Raw genomic sequence first — 15,342 nt, forward strand, 5'->3', positions numbered from 1 at the left:
GGGAGTTATCGCATGATCGGGCTTTGGGACACCACCGGGCGCGAGGTGGTCAAGGCGCTCGCTGCGGAGCGGCGCAGCGCGGGCGGGGTCACCAGTGGCCTGGCCCTGACCATGGTCGCCGTGGTCAACGAGAAGAGCGTCCGCGACGCGGAGGCGGCGGCGACCATCGCGGCGTCGGCGCACCCGTGCCGGGTGCTGATCGTGGTGCGCTCCGACATCGACCGCAGCACCAGCCGGCTCGACGCCGAGATCATCGTCGGCGGCCGGCTCGGCCCGTGCGAGGCCGTGGTCATGCGCATGTACGGCCGCCTCGCGCTGCACGCCGAATCGGTCGTCATGCCGCTGCTCGCCCCGGACGTCCCGGTGGTGACGTGGTGGCACGGCGAGCCGCCGGAGCGCATCGCCTACGACTTCCTCGGGGTGGTCGCGGACCGCCGGGTGACCGACGCCAAGCAGTCCCCCGACCCCATCGCGACGCTGCTGCAGCGCGCCCGCGACTACGCGCCGGGTGACACCGACCTGGCGTGGACCCGGATCACCCCGTGGCGCACGCTCGTGGCGGGCGCGTTCGACACGGTCGACTCGCCGGTCGTGGCTGCCTCGGTGACCGCCCCGGAGAGCGACCCGACGGCCGCCCTCATGCGCGGCTGGCTCGCGTCCCGGTTGAAGATCGAGCCGAGGTTCGTCGCGGACGCGGCCGCGCCCCGCATGACGACCGTGACGCTGAACTGCGCCAACGGCGACGAGCTCAGCCTCACCCGGGACAACGACGCGGCGGTGTTCCGCCGGTCGGGTCAGCCCGACCACCCGCTGCCCCTGACCCGCCGGCCGCTCGGCGAGGAACTGGCCGAGGAGCTGCGCCGGCTCGACGCCGACCAGATCTACTCGGACGCGCTCGGCGCCCTGGCCGGGCTCGACGGGCTGCACACCCGGCCCGCCACCCGGGTGCACATCTGGCAGGACCCGGCGCTGGCGGCCCGCGCCGAGGAGACCAACGGCAAGGCGGCCTGACCATGTCCCAGACCAGTGTGGTCGTCCACCCGGACGCCGACGCCATGGCGCAGGCCACGGCGGCCCGGCTGATCGTGCGCCTGATCGACGCCCAGAGCCACCGGGGCACGGCCTCGGTGGTGCTCACGGGCGGGCGCGGCGCGGCGGCGATCTACGCGGCGGTGCGCGACAGCCCGGCCCGCGACGCGGTCGACTGGTCGAAGGTCGACCTGTGGTGGGGCGACGAGCGGTTCCTGCCGTCCGGCGACCCGGAGCGCAACGAGACCCAGGCGCGCGCGGCGCTGCTGGACGCGGTGCCGCTGGACCCGGCGCGGGTGCACCCCATGCCGGCCAGCGACGGCCCGGACGGCGACGACCCGGAGGCGGCCGCGGGTCGGTACTCCGACGAGCTGGCCCTGGCCGGGCGGGCCGGCAGCCCGTCGCTGCCCCCGTTCGACCTGGTGCTGCTCGGCGTCGGCGAGGACGGGCACATCGCGTCCGTCTTCCCGGAGCACCCGGCGGCGTACGACACCCGGACGGTCACGGCGGTGCGGGGCGCCCCGAAGCCGCCTCCGGTCCGGATCACGCTCACCCAGGTCGCCATCAACACCGCGACGGAGGTGTGGCTGATCGCCGCGGGGGCCGGTAAGGCCGGCGCGGTGGGTCTGGCCATGGCGGGCGGCGGGCCTGTCCAGCTGCCTGCCGCGGGCGTGCAGGGCCTGGAGCGCACCCTGTGGCTCCTCGACCGGGAGGCCGCCCGCGACGTCTCGCCGCGCCTGCGCAGCCTCCGCTAGCGCCCCGGAGGGCGCCGGCGGTGGCGGCGCGTCACCTCGGGCGGCGCTCGTGGAGGCGGCGCATGGCCTCTTCGAGGATCGCGGCGGCGTCCGCGTCGGAGCGACGCTCCTTCACGTACGCCAGATGGGTCTTGTACGGCTCCGAGCGCGGGCGCGCGGGCGGGTTGTGCTCGTCCTGGCCCGAGGGGAGGCCACAGCGCGGGCACTCCCACAGCGAGGGCGGCGGCACGTCGGCCGCGAAGGACGGGGTCGTCTGGTGGCCGTTGGCGCACCAGTAGGAGATGGATGTCCGGGCGACCGCTTCTGTGCGGTCCTGGCTGGCGTCGACCCACCGCATGGGGCCGGAACCGACGCGAGTCCCTCGAATGGCGTTACCACTTGCCACGACTTTCGCTCCTGGTGTCCCGGGGATGACAACCTGGTGGTGCGCATAACGTGGTGGTGCGCATGTTTCAACAGTGCCCGTGGGGGAAGATGGGGACCACGGGACCGCTGGGACGGAGCCGGTCTACTGGGGGTGAAATAGACCAGCGCGCGACGTGTGACTACACGTCGCGCGCTTGAGTCTAGGACGAACTGCGGATTTCAGATACTGCCACTTTCGGCAAGCTTGAGCCACAGCCCGAAACCGACGATGCAGGCGAACCAGATCACGCCCACCACGATGGTGTAGCGGTCGAGGTTCTTCTCAGCCACCGACGAGCCGGCGAGGCTCGACGAGACGCCGCCGCCGAACATGCTGGAGAGACCGCCACCCTTACCACGGTGGAGCAGGATGAGCAGCGTCAACAGCACACTCGTGATGATGAGCAGCACGACCAGGGTGTACGCGAACGCCATGGTGGTCGAAGTCCTCTCGGGTCATGGAAGTCGTCGTTCGGATGGGACGCCGGACGACGGCCCGTCAAGGATACCGGGCGCTCGCCAGCCCGCTGCCCCTGGGCCCGGGTGCGACACCCGGGCCCGGAACACGCGTCAGCTGACAGCCACCTCGTTGAAGCGGCAGATCCCCGCGAACTCCTCGGCGTCGAGGCTCGCGCCGCCGACCAGAGCGCCGTCGATGTCCGGCTTCGCCATGATCCCGGCCGCGTTCGAGGCCTTCACCGAGCCGCCGTAGAGGATCCGGATCGCCCCGGCCACCTCGGCGTCGTAGAGCTCGCCCAGGCGGACCCGGATCGCGCCGATGACCTCCTGCGCGTCCTCGGGGGTGGCGGTCTTGCCGGTGCCGATCGCCCAGACCGGCTCGTACGCGATGACGACCTTCTTCGCCTGCTCGGCGTTCAGGCCGGCCAGGCCCCCGTCGAGCTGGGCCAGGGTGTACGCCACGTGGGTGCCGGCCTCGCGGATGTCCAGGCCCTCGCCCACGCACAGGATCGGCGTGATCGCGTTGGCCAGCGCGGCCTTCACCTTGGCGTTGACCAGGGCGTCGTCCTCGTTGTGGTAGGCCCGCCGCTCGGAGTGGCCCACGACCGCGTACGTGCAGCCCAGGCCGGCCAGCATCGCGCCGGAGACCTCGCCGGTGTACGCGCCGGAGGTGTGCTGGGAGATGTCCTGCGCGCCGAAGCCGATCAGGAACTTGTCCCCGTCGATGGCCGACTGCACGGTCCGGATCGACGTGAACGCCGGGAGCACCACGACCTCGACCTCGGCGAGCTGCTTCTCGTTGAGGCGGAAGGCGAGGTCCTGCACCAGCTTGTTGGCCTCACGGTGGCTGAGGTTCATCTTCCAGTTGCCGGCCATCAGGGGCCGGCGGGTGTTCTCGGTCATCACTTCTCCAGGGCGGCCACGCCGGGGAGGGTCTTGCCCTCCAGGTATTCCAGGGAGGCGCCGCCACCGGTCGAGATGTGACCGAAGGCGCCCTCGTCGAGGCCCAGCGCGCGCACGGCCGCGGCCGAGTCGCCGCCGCCGACCACCGTGAAGCCGTCGACCTTCGTGATGGCCTCGGCGACGCCCCGCGTGCCGGCCGCGAACGGCGCCAGCTCGAACACGCCCATCGGGCCGTTCCAGAAGACGGTCTTCGCGGTGCCCAGTGCCTCGGCGAACGCGGCCACGGAGTCGGGGCCGATGTCGAGGCCCAGCCACTCGGCCGGGATCTTGTCGGCGGCGACCGTGTCGACCTGCGCGTCGGCGGCGAACTTGTCCGCCACCACGATGTCGGTCGGCACCTTGATCTTGCCGCTGGCCAGCAGGTCGCGGCAGGTGTCGACCTGGTCGTCCTCCAGCAGCGACTTGCCGACCTCGTAGCCGAGGGCCTTGAGGAAGGTGAAGCACATGCCGCCGCCGATGAGCAGCGTGTCGACCTTGGGCAGCAGCGCCTGGATGACGGCGAGCTTGTCCGAGACCTTCGACCCGCCCAGGACGACCACGTAGGGCCGCTCGGGGTTGCCGGTCAGCGTCGAGAGCACCTCGACCTCGCGCAGCACCAGGCCGCCCGCGTAGTGCGGCAGCAGGGCCGGCACGTCGTAGACGCTGGCGTGCTTGCGGTGCACGGCACCGAACGCGTCGTCCACGTACGCCTCGCCGAAGGCCGCCAACTGGGCGGCGAACGCGCCCCGCTCGGCCTCGTCCTTGCTGGTCTCGCCGGCGTTGAAGCGCAGGTTCTCCAGCAGCACGACGCCGCCGTCGGTCAGCTGGGAGACCGCGTCCCGCGCCGAGGCGCCGACGGTGTCGTCCGCGAAGACCACGGGCGAGCCGAGCAGCTCACTGAACCGCACCGCCACGGGGGCGAGGGTGTACTTCGGGTCCGGCGCGCCCTTGGGGCGGCCGAGGTGCGACATGACGACCACCCGGGCGCCCGCGTCACGCAGGGCGACGATGGTCGGCAGCACCGCGCGGATGCGGCCGTCGTCGGAGATGACCGACGGGTCGGCCTTGTCGAACGGGACGTTGAGGTCGGCGCGCACCAGGACGCGCCGACCCGCAACACCCTCGCTCAACAGGTCGTCGAGCGTCTTGATCGTCACAGAGCCTGCTTTCCGTTCGCGACTGCGGGGCTCCGCTCCGCTGCGCTCCTCGCACTCACAGCGACGCCCCCACCAGCTTGACCAGGTCGACGAGGCGGTTCGAGTAGCCCCACTCGTTGTCGTACCAACCGACGACCTTGACCTGGTCGCCGATGACCTTGGTGAGGCCCGCGTCGAAGATGCACGACGCCGGGTCGGTCACGATGTCGGTCGAGACGATGTCGTCCTCGGTGTAGACCAGAACGCCCTTGAGCGGGCCCTCGGCGGCGGCCTTGATCGCGGCGTTGACCTCCTCGACCGTGGTCTCACGGCCGGCGGTGAAGGTCAGGTCGGTGGCCGAGCCGGTCGGGACCGGCACGCGCAGCGCGTAGCCGTCGAGCTTGCCCTTGAGCTCGGGCAGCACCAGGCCGATGGCCTTGGCGGCACCGGTCGAGGTGGGCACGATGTTGAGGGCGGCGGCGCGGGCGCGGCGCAGGTCCTTGTGCGGGCCGTCCTGCAGGTTCTGGTCCTGCGTGTACGCGTGGATCGTGGTCATCAGGCCCTTGACGATGCCGAACTCGTCGTTGAGCACCTTGGCCATCGGCGCGAGGCAGTTCGTGGTGCAGCTCGCGTTCGAGATGATGCTGTGCGCGGCCGGGTCGTACTGCTCGTGGTTGACCCCGAAGACAACCGTGACGTCCTCGTTCTTGGCCGGGGCCGAGATGATGACCTTCTTGGCGCCGCCGTCGAGGTGGGCCTTGGCCTTGGTGCCGTCGGTGAAGAAGCCGGTCGACTCGATAACGACGTCCGCGCCCAGGTCGCCCCAGGGCAGCTTGGCCGGGTCACGCTCGGCGAGGGCCTTGAAGGTGTGCCCGCCGACGGTGATGTCGTCGGCCGTGGCCTTCACCTCGCCGTCGAGGCGGCCCAGGATGCTGTCGTACTTCAGCAGGTGAGCGAGCGTCGTGTTGTCGGTGAGGTCGTTGACGGCAACGATCTCGATGTCCGCGCCCTGCGCAAGCGCCGCACGGAAGAAGTTCCGGCCGATCCGGCCAAAGCCGTTGATACCAACCCGGATGGTCACAGGGATTCAGCTCCTCGCCACTGTGCGCCGACCTCTCCGGCCGGCTCATTAGATCCGATCGGCCACCCGCCGCAGTCGAAGATGGTGGCCGGGCGTGAGACCGAACCACGGCCTCATCGCCGCACCCCTTGACACTATCCGAGCAGCGGACCGCGCGCGGAAACGGGGTGGAAACCGAGGGGGTGACGCGCGCCTCAGCTGGCGAGCATCTCGGCCGTGACGACCGACTCCGTGTCAGGAATACCCAGGTCGCGGGCCCGCTTGTCGGCCAGCGCCAAAAGTCTGCGGATTCGACCGGCGATCGCGTCTTTCGTGAGCGGCGGGTCGGCGAGCGCGCCGAGCTCCTCCAGGGAGGCCTGCCGGTGCTCCAGACGCAACCGACCCGCGCTCGTCAGGTGCCAGGGCGCGTCGTCGCCGAGAATGTCGAGAGCGCGGGTCACCCGTGCGGAGGCCGCCACGGCCGCGCGAGCCGACCTTCGCAGGTTCGCGTCGTCGAAGTTGGCCAGGCGGTTCGCGGTGGCCCGCACCTCCCGGCGTACCCGCCGCTCCTCCCACGAGAGCACGCTGGCGTGTGCGCCGATGCGGGTGAGCAGCGCGGCGATCGCGTCGCCGTCCTTGACCACGACCCGGTCCACGCCGCGGACCTCGCGCGCCTTGGCGGCGATGCCGATGCGGCGGGCGGCGCCCACCAGCGCCAGCGCCGACTCCGGACCCGGACAGGTGATCTCCAGCGCGCAGGAGCGGCCCGGCTCGGTCAGCGAGCCGTGCGCCAGGAAGGCGCCGCGCCAGGCCGCCACGGCGCAGCAGGTGCTCGCGGACACCACGTGCGGGGGCAGGCCGCGCACGGGCCGGCCGCGGACGTCGAGCAGGCCGGTCTGGCGGGCCAGGGCCTCGCCGTCCTTGACGACCCGGACGATGTAGTGGCTGGCCCGGCGCAGACCGCCGGACGCGAGCACGTGAAACTCGCTCGGGTACCCGTACACCTCGGCGATCTCGCGCCGCAGGCGCCGCGCGGCGACGCCGGTGTCCAGCTCGGCCTCCACCACGACGCGGCCCGAGACGATGTGCAGCCCGCCGGCGAAGCGCAGCAGTGCCGCCATCTCCGAGCGTCGGCAGCAGGGCTTGGACACGTCCACCCGACTCAGCTCGTCCTTGACCGAAGCGGTCATCGCCATAGTGTCGTCACCTCGCGGGGGCTTTCTGGCCTATGGGTCCTTGGTCCTGCACGGTCGCGGCCCCGGCCGCAGCCGGATGGGTCGCCAGCACCGCTCGCAGCGCCTGCGCCAGCGCGTCCGGATCGTGCCGCGGGGCGCCGTCGGTGACGGCCACCGCGGCCGAGACGACCCGGGCACCCAGCGATTCTGCCGCAGCGCGGAGTCCGGCGGGATCGCCGATCGCGTTAACGTCGGCAAGAACTACATCTGCTCGCAGGCCAGGCAGGTAACGGCCGAGCGCCCGAAGATGATCCGGCAGCGACAGCCCGGACGTCTCCCCCTCGGCCACGAGATTGAGCGTCACCAACCGCCGGGCGGGGCTCGACAGGATCGCGTCGGCGAGCTTCGGCACGAGCAGGTGCGGGATCACGCTCGTGTACCAGGAGCCGGGGCCGAACAACAGCCAGTCGGCCGCGTGCACGGCGGCGACGGCCTCCGCGCAGGCCTCGGGCCGCTGCGGGGCGAGCCGCAACGAGAGCACCTCGCCGGGGGTGACGGCGACGGCGTGCTGGCCGCGCACCGCCAGCACGTCGGCGGGCCGGCCCGGATCGGCGCCACGCACGGTGGCCTCGATGTCCACGGGCGTACGCGACATGGGCAGCACCCGGCCGCCGGCGCGCATGAGCGTCGCCGCCAGGTCCAGTGCCGCCACCGGGTCGCCGTAGTGCTCGATGAGCCCGCACAGCAGCAGGTTGCCCATGGCGTGCCCGGCCAGCGGGGCCGCCCCGCCGAACCGGTACTGCAGCATGTCGGCCGCCGCCACACCGATCTCGTCCTCGGGGTCGACGAGCGCGGCGAGCGCCTGGCGCAGGTCACCAGGCGGGAGCCCGCCGCGTTCGGCGCGCAGCCGGCCGCTGGACCCGCCGTTGTCGCCCACCGTCACGACCGCGGTGATGTCGAGGTGCAGCGGGTCCCGCAGCAGGCGCAGCCCGCGCAGGATCGAGGCGAGCCCGTGGCCGCCACCGAACGCAACGACCCTCGTGGGGGACGTCATGTCGACGCCTCCGCCGCGCTCCAGCGCCGACCTGTGTCAACTGAGCTGACGATTCGCCCGCTCATTCGCGCCCCAGGTCGCGGTGCTGGGCGTGGGCGGACAGGCGGGTCTCGCGCAGGCGGCGGGCCAGCTCCTCGGAGATCGCCACGCTGCGGTGCTTGCCGCCCGTGCAGCCGACCGCCACGGTCACGTAGCGCTTGCCCTCGCGCTCGAAGCCGGGCGCGGTCGCGTTGATCAGGCGGACGAACGTCTCCACGAACGTGCCGGCGCCGCGCTGGCCGAGCACGTACCGGCTGACCTCGGCCTCCCGGCCCGTGTGCTCGCGCAGCTCGGGCACCCAGTACGGATTCGGTAGGAACCGGGCGTCCACCACGAAGTCGGCGTCGGGCGGCAGGCCGTACTTGAAGCCGAAGGACAGGACGGTGACCCGCAGCCGACGGGAGTCCTCGCCCGCGAACAGCTCCTCGGCGCGGGCGCGCAGCTGGTTGACGTTGAGGTGGGTGGTGTCGATGATCACGTCGGCGGACTCGCGGGCACCGGCGAGCAGCGCGCGCTCGGCCGCGATGCCGTCGGAGAGCCGACCGTCGCCCTGCAGGGGGTGCGGGCGCCGTACGTTCTCGAACCGGCGGATGAGCACCTCGTCGTCGGCGTCGACGAACAGCACGTGCGGCTCGAACCCGCGCTCGCGCAGCGCCTGGATCGCGCCCGTGATGTCGGTGGAGAACGCGCGGGAGCGCACGTCGAGCACCATGGCCGTGCGGCGGACGACGCCACCGGCCCGCTGCGCCAGCGTGGCCATGTCCAGCATGAGCGCGGGCGGCAGGTTGTCGACCACGTAGAAGCCGACGTTCTCCATGGCGCGGGCCACCGTGCTGCGCCCGCCACCGGACACGCCGGTGATGATCACCAGCTCAGTCCCGACGCCCGGCTCCTTCGCGGCCTCCGCCGCGGTCTCGGCGCCCGCCGACCCCTCCGTCACGCAACCCCCTGCCCGATGCCATCGACCCGAAGCCGGGCCGCGATGGCCAAATCTACGTCCCGGGGGCGTCCTGGTCGCGGGCGGTGTCAGTTTTGTCCGGTACGGACGCCGACGGATCCCCGACCGTAACCTGTCCGGTCGACCCGGCCTGCTCCTCGATCGCGCCGCGCGGCGGCTCGTCACCCGCCAGGATGGCCAGCACCGCCGCCGCCGTACGCGGGCCGATCCCAGGCACCTCGGTGATCTCCTCCACTGTGGCGGCGGCCAGGCGCTTGAGCGAACCGAAGTGCCGCAACAGGGCCTTACGCCGGATCTCGCCCAGGCCGGCCACGCTGTCGAGGGCGGACGCCGTCATGCGCTTGGAGCGCCGCTCACGGTGGAACGTGATGGCGAACCGGTGTGCCTCGTCGCGGACGCGCTGCAGCAGGTAGAGCGCCTCGGACGAGCGCGGCAGGATGACCGGGAAGTCGTTGTCGGGCAGCCATACCTCCTCCATCCGCTTGGCCAGCCCGCACAGCGCCACGTCGACGATGCCGAGCTCGTCCAGCGCCCGGGCGGCCGCCTGCACCTGCGGCTGGCCGCCGTCGACGACGACGAGCTGCGGCGGGTACGCGAACTTGGCCGGGCGACCGGTGGTGGGGTCGATCCCGGGACGGTCGGGGTCCGCGTTCTCGGCGGCCTGCAGGTAGCGGGCGAAGCGGCGGTGCAGCACCTCGTTCATGGCGGCCGTGTCGTCGGTCCCGCCGCGGACCGCGAAGCGCCGGTATTCACTCTTGCGGGCGAGGCCGTCCTCGAAGACGACCATGCTGGCCACCACGTCGGTGCCCTGGATCTGGGACACGTCGTAGCACTCGATGCGCAGCGGCGCGGCCGGCAGCTCCAGCGCGTCGGCCAGCTCCTCCAGGGCCTGGCTGCGGGCCGTCAGGTCGCCGGCGCGGCGCAGCTTGTGCTGCACGAGGGCCTCGGCCGCGTTGCGCGCCACCGTCTCCATGAGGGCCTTCTTGTCGCCGCGCTGCGGCACCCGCAGCTGCACGCGGCTGCCGCGCTTGGCGGACAGCCAGTCGGCGAGCGCGTCGCCGTCGGTCGGCAGCTCGGGGACGAGCACCTCGCGCGGGATGTCGACGTCCTCGGCGCCGTAGATCTGGGAGCAGAACTGGTGCACCAGGTCGCCGGGGGTCACGTCCTCGGTCTTCTCCACGACCCAGCCGCGCTGGCCGCGCACCCGGCCCGTACGCACGTGGAAGACCTGGACCGCGGCCTGCAGCTCGTCGTCGGCGAACGCCATCACGTCGGCGTCCGTGCCGTCGCCGAAGACCACGGACTGCTTCTCCATCGCCCGGCGCAGGGCGGCCAGGTCGTCGCGCAGCCGGGCGGCGCGCTCGAACTCCAGCTCCTCCGAGGCGGCGAGCATCTCGCGCTCCAGGTGGCGCTCCATGCGGTCGGTGCGGCCGGCCATGAAGTCGCAGAAGTCGTCCACAATCGACCGGTGCTCCTCGGCGCTGACCCGGCCGACGCAGGGGGCCGAACACTTGCCGATGTCGCCGAGCAGGCAGGGCCGCCCGATCTGGCCGTGCCGCTTGAACACCCCGGCCGAGCAGGTGCGCGCGGGGAACACCCGCATCAGCAGGTCCAGCGTTTCCCGGATCGCCCAGGCGTGCGAGTACGGCCCGAAGTAGCGCACGCCCTTGCGCTTGGCGCCACGCATGACCAGCAGCCGCGGAAACGCCTCGTCGAGCGTCACGGCGAGGAACGGGTACGACTTGTCGTCGCGGTAGCGGACGTTGAACCGCGGGTCGTACTCCTTGATCCAGGCGTACTCCAACTGGAGGGCCTCGACCTCGGTGGCGACCGTGACCCAGTCGACCGACGCGGCCGTGGTCACCATCTGCTGGGTGCGCGGGTGCAGCGTCCAGGGGTCGGCGAAGTACGAGTTGAGCCGCTGGCGCAGGCTGCGCGCCTTGCCGACGTAGATCACCCGGCCGACGGCCTCGCCGGGACCCGGGGCGGCGCGGAACCGGTAGACCCCCGGCGACTCGGGAATCGTCCCCGGCGCCGGCCGGTAGGAAGCTGAGGACCCTCGCACGCTTGCAAGGCTAGCCCGCCGGTATGTCACAACCGGCGGGCGTCACGCCTTGTCAGGTGGTCGCGACGACGTTGCCGTTCTCGACCTTCACCGGGATGTCCCGGAGACCGGTCTCGGCGGGGCCGCTCAGCCGCGCGCCATCGTTGATCGCGAAGAACGAGTGGTGGTTCGGGCACTCCGACTTGCCGCCGACCGGCGCCTTGACGAGCGTGCCCATGTGCGGGCAGTGCGCGTCGTACGCCTTGACGGTGCCGTCGGCGAGCTTGACCACGAGCGTCGTGCCCACCACGATCCCGCCGGCCTTGGGCACGTCGGCCTCCTTGGCCAGGACCGTCCCCGACGAGCCCGCGCCCGGGGCCGCCGACGTCGGCGTGTCACCCCCACCGCCACCGTTACCCGTGCTGGCGGGCGGTGTCTCCTCGTCGCCGCCGCACGCGCCGAGCAGCAGCGCGGCGCAGACGACCCCACTTCCGGCGAGCACCGCCCGCCGACTCGCGCCGGCGGCGCCCCGTCCATCCTGATCGTTCATCCGAGCCTCCCTCGTACGTCGCTACGACGATGAGGAACGGGCGCGCGCGGCACCCGGTTCACCGTCCGGGCGAGTCTCGTGCAGACACTATCGCGATCGAGGGGCCCTGCTCGTCGGCACCTTTCTATCTATGCAGGTCGATCGCTATGCGGACTTCCCAGCGGACTTTGCCGCAGCTTTGACGGATCTCCGAGGTGCCGCCTTCTTCGCGGGCGCGCCGTTGGCCTTGGCCGCCCGGCTCACCGCCTTGGTCGCGCCGGCCGGGGCGCCGTCGAGCTTGAGCACGTGCCGCAGCCACTGGCCGGTGTAGCTCTCCGGGGTCTCGGCGATCTCCTCCGGGGTGCCGACCGCGACGACCGTGCCGCCCTTGTGGCCGCCCTCCGGGCCCATGTCGATGATCCAGTCGGCGGTCTTGATGACGTCCAGGTTGTGCTCGATCACGATCACCGTGTTGCCCTTGTCGACCAGGCCGTCCAGCACGAGCAGCAGCTTGCGGATGTCCTCGAAGTGCAGGCCCGTGGTGGGCTCGTCCAGCACGTACACCGTGCGGCCGGTGGAGCGCTTCTGCAGCTCGCTGGCGAGCTTGACCCGCTGGGCCTCGCCGCCGGACAGGGTCGGCGCGGGCTGGCCGAGGCGGACATAGCCCAGGCCCACGTCGACGAGCGTCTTGAGGTGGCGGTGGATCGCCGGGATCGCCTCGAAGAAGGTCGAGGCCTCCTCGATCGGCATGTCCAGCACCTCGGCGATGGTGCGGCCCTTGTAGTGCACCTCAAGAGTCTCGCGGTTGTAGCGGGCGCCCTTGCAGACCTCGCACGGAACGTACACGTCCGGGAGGAAGTTCATCTCGATCTTGATCGTGCCGTCGCCCGCGCAGTTCTCGCACCGGCCGCCCTTGACGTTGAACGAGAACCGCCCCGGACCGTAGCCCCGGACCTTCGCCTCGGTCGTCTCCGCGAACAGCTTGCGGATGTTGTCGAACACCCCGGTGTACGTCGCGGGGTTCGACCGCGGCGTGCGCCCGATCGGCGACTGGTCGACGCCGACGACCTTGTCGAGGTGCTCCAGACCGGTCACCCGCGTGTGCCGGCCGGGGACCATGCGGGCGCCGTTGATCTGGTTGGCCAGCACCGCGTGCAGGATGTCGTTGACCAGCGTGGACTTGCCCGACCCGGACACGCCGGTGACCGCGATGAGCTGGCCCAACGGGAACGTGACCGTCAGGTTGCGCAGGTTGTGCTCGCGCGCGCCGATGACGGCCAGCTCGCGCCCCGGCGTCTGGATCCGCCGCGCCCCGGGCACCGGGATCTCCCTACGGCCCGACAGGTACGCGCCGGTGATCGACTCCTTGCTGTCGTAGATCTCGTTCACCGGGCCGCTGTGCACGATGCGGCCGCCGTGCTCGCCCGCGCCCGGGCCGATGTCCACGATCCAGTCGGCGGTGCGGATGGTGTCCTCGTCGTGCTCGACCACGATCAGGGTGTTGCCGAGGCTCTTGAGCCGTACCAGGGTCTCGATCAGCCGGTGGTTGTCGCGCTGGTGCAGGCCGATGCTGGGCTCGTCCAGCACGTACAGGACGCCGACCAGGCCGGAGCCGATCTGGGTCGCCAGGCGGATGCGCTGCGCCTCGCCGCCCGACAGCGTGCCGGCGGCCCGGTCGAGCGACAGGTAGTCCAGGCCGACGTCGACGAGAAACCGCAGCCGGGCGTTGATCTCCTTGAGTACCCGCTCGGCGATCATCCGCTGCCGGTCGTTGAGGACCAGCTGCCCGACGAAGTCGGCGCACTCCCCCACGGACAACGCGCACACGTCGGCGATGCTCCGGCCGCCCAGGGTCACCGCGAGCACCTCGGGCTTGAGCCGGGCGCCGGCGCAGGCCGGGCACGGCACGTCGCGCATGTACCCCTCGTACTTGTCGCGCGACCAGTCCGACTCCGTGTCGGAGTGCCGGCGCTCGATCCACTGCACGACGCCCTCGAAGCCCGTGTAGTAGGACCGCTCGCGCCCGTACTTGTTGCGGTAGCGCACGTGGACCTGGTCGTCGCTGCCGTGCAGGATCTCCTTCTGGGCCCGCTGGGGCAGCTTGCGCCACGGGGTGTCCAGGTCGAAGCCCTCGGCCTGGCCGAGCGCCTCCAGCAGGCGCAGGAAGTAGTCGAGCGTGTGCCCGCCGGCCCACGGCTGGATCGCGCCCTCGCGCAGGGTCTTCTCGTCGTCGGGGATGAGCAGGTCGGGGTCGACCTCCTTCTTCGTGCCGAGGCCGGTGCACTCGGGGCACGCGCCGTAGGGCGCGTTGAAGGAGAACGACCGGGGCTCCAGGTCCTCGATCGCGAGCGGGTGCTCGTTGGGGCAGGCCAGGTGCTCGCTGAACTTGCGCTCGCGGTTCTCGTCGTCCTCCGGCAGGTCGACGAAGTCGAGGATCACGATGCCGCCGGCCAGGCCGAGCGCCGTCTCCACCGAGTCGGTGAGGCGCTGCTTGGCGGACTCCTTCACCGCGAGGCGGTCGACGACCACCTCGATGGTGTGCTTCTCCTGCTTCTTCAGCTTCGGCGGCTCGGCCAGCGGATGCACCACGCCGTCGACGCGCGCCCGGGCGAAGCCCTTGGTCTGCAGTTCGCCGAACAGGTCGAGGTACTCGCCCTTGCGGCCGCGCACGACCGGGGCGAGGACCTGGAAGCGGGTGCCCTCGGGCATGGCGAGCACCCGGTCGACGATCTGCTGCGGGGTCTGCTTGCTGATCGCGGCGCCGCAGACCGGGCAGTGCGGCTCGCCGGCGCGGGCGAACAGCAGGCGCAGGTAGTCGTAGACCTCGGTGATCGTGCCGACCGTCGAGCGCGGGTTGCGCGAGGTCGCCTTCTGGTCGATGGAGACCGCCGGGGACAGGCCCTCGATGAAGTCGACGTCCGGTTTGTCCATCTGACCGAGGAACTGCCGCGCGTACGACGACAGCGACTCGACGTACCGCCGCTGCCCCTCCGCGAAGATCGTGTCGAACGCGAGGCTCGACTTGCCCGACCCGGAGAGCCCGGTGAACACGATCATCGCGTCCCGGGGCAGGTCGAGGTTCACGTCACGGAGGTTGTGCTCGCGCGCGCCACGGACAATCAGACGGTCGGTCACGTCTAGGCCTCACTCGTAGTTACGAGGAACGGATCCCGACGTCGCTGACCTGCGATCAAACACACCCGCGCGGGCACCGACGCCGCCGCGGGCAACTCTAGCCCTGCCCTATGACATTCCCGTTCCGTCGCCTCGTCAGAGGCCTGCATCACCCGTTCGGGCGGACCAGGATCCGGTCGATCACGGGCGCCGGCCCGTACGGGTTGCCGAACCGCAGCGTGTTGTAACCCTGACGCAGCGTCACCCACACGATCTTCGAACGCACCTGCCGGGCCGGCGGGAACACCCCGAGCGGGATCGCCCGCCGCCCGTCCACCCGCACGCTCGCCCACACGTCGTAGCCGGCCAGCCCGTCGGGCGTCAGGTAGTACACCGTCACCGCGTACTGGCCCGGTCGCGCCGCGGGGATGCCGGTGAACGTCAGCCAACCCTCGGGCTGCCCGGGCGCCGAGCGACCCAGGCCGGTCACCCCGCCGCCGTTGAAGATGCCCGGCCGGCGCATCCGCTGCGCCCCGCCGCCGAGCATGTTCGCGGCCGCCTCGGCCTCCACGACCACCTGCTCCGGGGCCGGCAGGGCCGATTCCGCGGAGGCCCGGACCACCGGTGGCCGCGCCGCCGCGCC

General features: G+C 71.7%; 14 protein-coding genes. 2 read left to right on the forward strand and 12 right to left on the reverse strand.

Features of this window, described 5'->3' with window-relative positions; translation table 11 throughout:
- Positions 1 to 12 precede the first annotated feature (12 nt).
- Complete coding sequence (locus tag ABD211_RS06030) at positions 13 to 1,011, forward strand: glucose-6-phosphate dehydrogenase assembly protein OpcA (RefSeq protein ID WP_344127063.1); 999 nt, start codon at positions 13 to 15, stop codon at positions 1,009 to 1,011.
- 2 nt (positions 1,012 to 1,013) lie between these two features.
- Complete coding sequence (gene pgl, locus ABD211_RS06035) at positions 1,014 to 1,784, forward strand: 6-phosphogluconolactonase (RefSeq protein ID WP_344127065.1); 771 nt, start codon at positions 1,014 to 1,016, stop codon at positions 1,782 to 1,784.
- A gap of 31 nt (positions 1,785 to 1,815) precedes the next feature.
- Here the strand turns inward: pgl and ABD211_RS06040 are convergent, their stop codons facing one another.
- The 12 genes from ABD211_RS06040 to ABD211_RS06095 all read right to left on the reverse strand — a co-directional run.
- Complete coding sequence (locus ABD211_RS06040) at positions 1,816 to 2,169, reverse strand: RNA polymerase-binding protein RbpA (RefSeq protein WP_344127067.1); 354 nt, start codon at positions 2,167 to 2,169, stop codon at positions 1,816 to 1,818.
- Between the two features lie 200 nt (positions 2,170 to 2,369).
- Positions 2,370 to 2,624 (reverse strand): preprotein translocase subunit SecG, encoded by a 255-nt coding sequence (gene secG, locus ABD211_RS06045; protein WP_344127069.1) that lies wholly within the window; start codon positions 2,622 to 2,624, stop codon positions 2,370 to 2,372.
- 135 nt (positions 2,625 to 2,759) lie between these two features.
- On the reverse strand, positions 2,760 to 3,551 hold the full coding sequence (gene tpiA / locus ABD211_RS06050; RefSeq protein ID WP_344127071.1) for a triose-phosphate isomerase: 792 nt from the start codon (positions 3,549 to 3,551) through the stop codon (positions 2,760 to 2,762).
- Entirely contained in the window at positions 3,551 to 4,747 is a 1,197-nt protein-coding gene (locus tag ABD211_RS06055; RefSeq protein ID WP_344127073.1) for a phosphoglycerate kinase, read from the reverse strand. The genes tpiA and ABD211_RS06055 overlap by 1 nt, the downstream gene beginning before the upstream one ends.
- Positions 4,748 to 4,802: 55 nt before the next feature.
- The gene (gene gap, locus ABD211_RS06060; RefSeq protein ID WP_344127075.1) at positions 4,803 to 5,807 is read right to left on the reverse strand and encodes a type I glyceraldehyde-3-phosphate dehydrogenase; all 1,005 of its coding nucleotides are present in this window, start codon (positions 5,805 to 5,807) and stop codon (positions 4,803 to 4,805) included.
- A 194-nt stretch (positions 5,808 to 6,001) separates the two neighbouring features.
- Positions 6,002 to 6,982, reverse strand: a complete 981-nt coding sequence (gene whiA / locus ABD211_RS06065) for a DNA-binding protein WhiA (RefSeq protein ID WP_344082772.1) — start codon at positions 6,980 to 6,982, stop codon at positions 6,002 to 6,004.
- Positions 6,983 to 6,989: 7 nt separating this feature from the next.
- Positions 6,990 to 8,015 (reverse strand): gluconeogenesis factor YvcK family protein, encoded by a 1,026-nt coding sequence (locus ABD211_RS06070; protein ID WP_344127077.1) that lies wholly within the window; start codon positions 8,013 to 8,015, stop codon positions 6,990 to 6,992.
- Between the two features lie 61 nt (positions 8,016 to 8,076).
- Positions 8,077 to 8,994, reverse strand: a complete 918-nt coding sequence (rapZ, locus tag ABD211_RS06075) for an RNase adapter RapZ (RefSeq protein ID WP_425560361.1) — start codon at positions 8,992 to 8,994, stop codon at positions 8,077 to 8,079.
- Positions 8,995 to 9,046: 52 nt separating this feature from the next.
- Positions 9,047 to 11,077, reverse strand: coding sequence for an excinuclease ABC subunit UvrC (gene uvrC / locus ABD211_RS06080; RefSeq protein WP_344127079.1), 2,031 nt, complete (start codon positions 11,075 to 11,077; stop codon positions 9,047 to 9,049).
- 52 nt (positions 11,078 to 11,129) lie between these two features.
- Positions 11,130 to 11,606 (reverse strand): Rieske (2Fe-2S) protein, encoded by a 477-nt coding sequence (locus tag ABD211_RS06085; RefSeq protein WP_344127081.1) that lies wholly within the window; start codon positions 11,604 to 11,606, stop codon positions 11,130 to 11,132.
- Positions 11,607 to 11,750: 144 nt separating this feature from the next.
- Entirely contained in the window at positions 11,751 to 14,720 is a 2,970-nt protein-coding gene (gene uvrA / locus ABD211_RS06090; RefSeq protein ID WP_344127083.1) for an excinuclease ABC subunit UvrA, read from the reverse strand.
- 148 nt (positions 14,721 to 14,868) lie between these two features.
- Positions 14,869 to 15,342 (reverse strand): carbohydrate-binding protein (locus ABD211_RS06095; RefSeq protein WP_344127085.1); only part of this gene is annotated, 474 nt, incomplete at its 5' end.

It is taken from the genome of Luedemannella flava (assembly GCF_039528515.1).
Taxonomy (GTDB): Bacteria; Actinomycetota; Actinomycetes; order Mycobacteriales; family Micromonosporaceae; genus Luedemannella; species Luedemannella flava.

Coding starts and splice junctions, on each gene's coding strand:
- ABD211_RS06030 (WP_344127063.1), top strand. CDS start 13: ATGATCGGGCTTTGGGACACCACCGGGCGCGAGGTGGTCAAGGCGCTC.
- pgl (WP_344127065.1), top strand. CDS start 1,014: ATGTCCCAGACCAGTGTGGTCGTCCACCCGGACGCCGACGCCATGGCG.
- secG (WP_344127069.1), bottom strand. CDS start 2,624: ATGGCGTTCGCGTACACCCTGGTCGTGCTGCTCATCATCACGAGTGTG.
- tpiA (WP_344127071.1), bottom strand. CDS start 3,551: ATGACCGAGAACACCCGCCGGCCCCTGATGGCCGGCAACTGGAAGATG.
- whiA (WP_344082772.1), bottom strand. CDS start 6,982: ATGGCGATGACCGCTTCGGTCAAGGACGAGCTGAGTCGGGTGGACGTG.
- ABD211_RS06070 (WP_344127077.1), bottom strand. CDS start 8,015: ATGACGTCCCCCACGAGGGTCGTTGCGTTCGGTGGCGGCCACGGGCTC.
- ABD211_RS06085 (WP_344127081.1), bottom strand. CDS start 11,606: ATGAACGATCAGGATGGACGGGGCGCCGCCGGCGCGAGTCGGCGGGCG.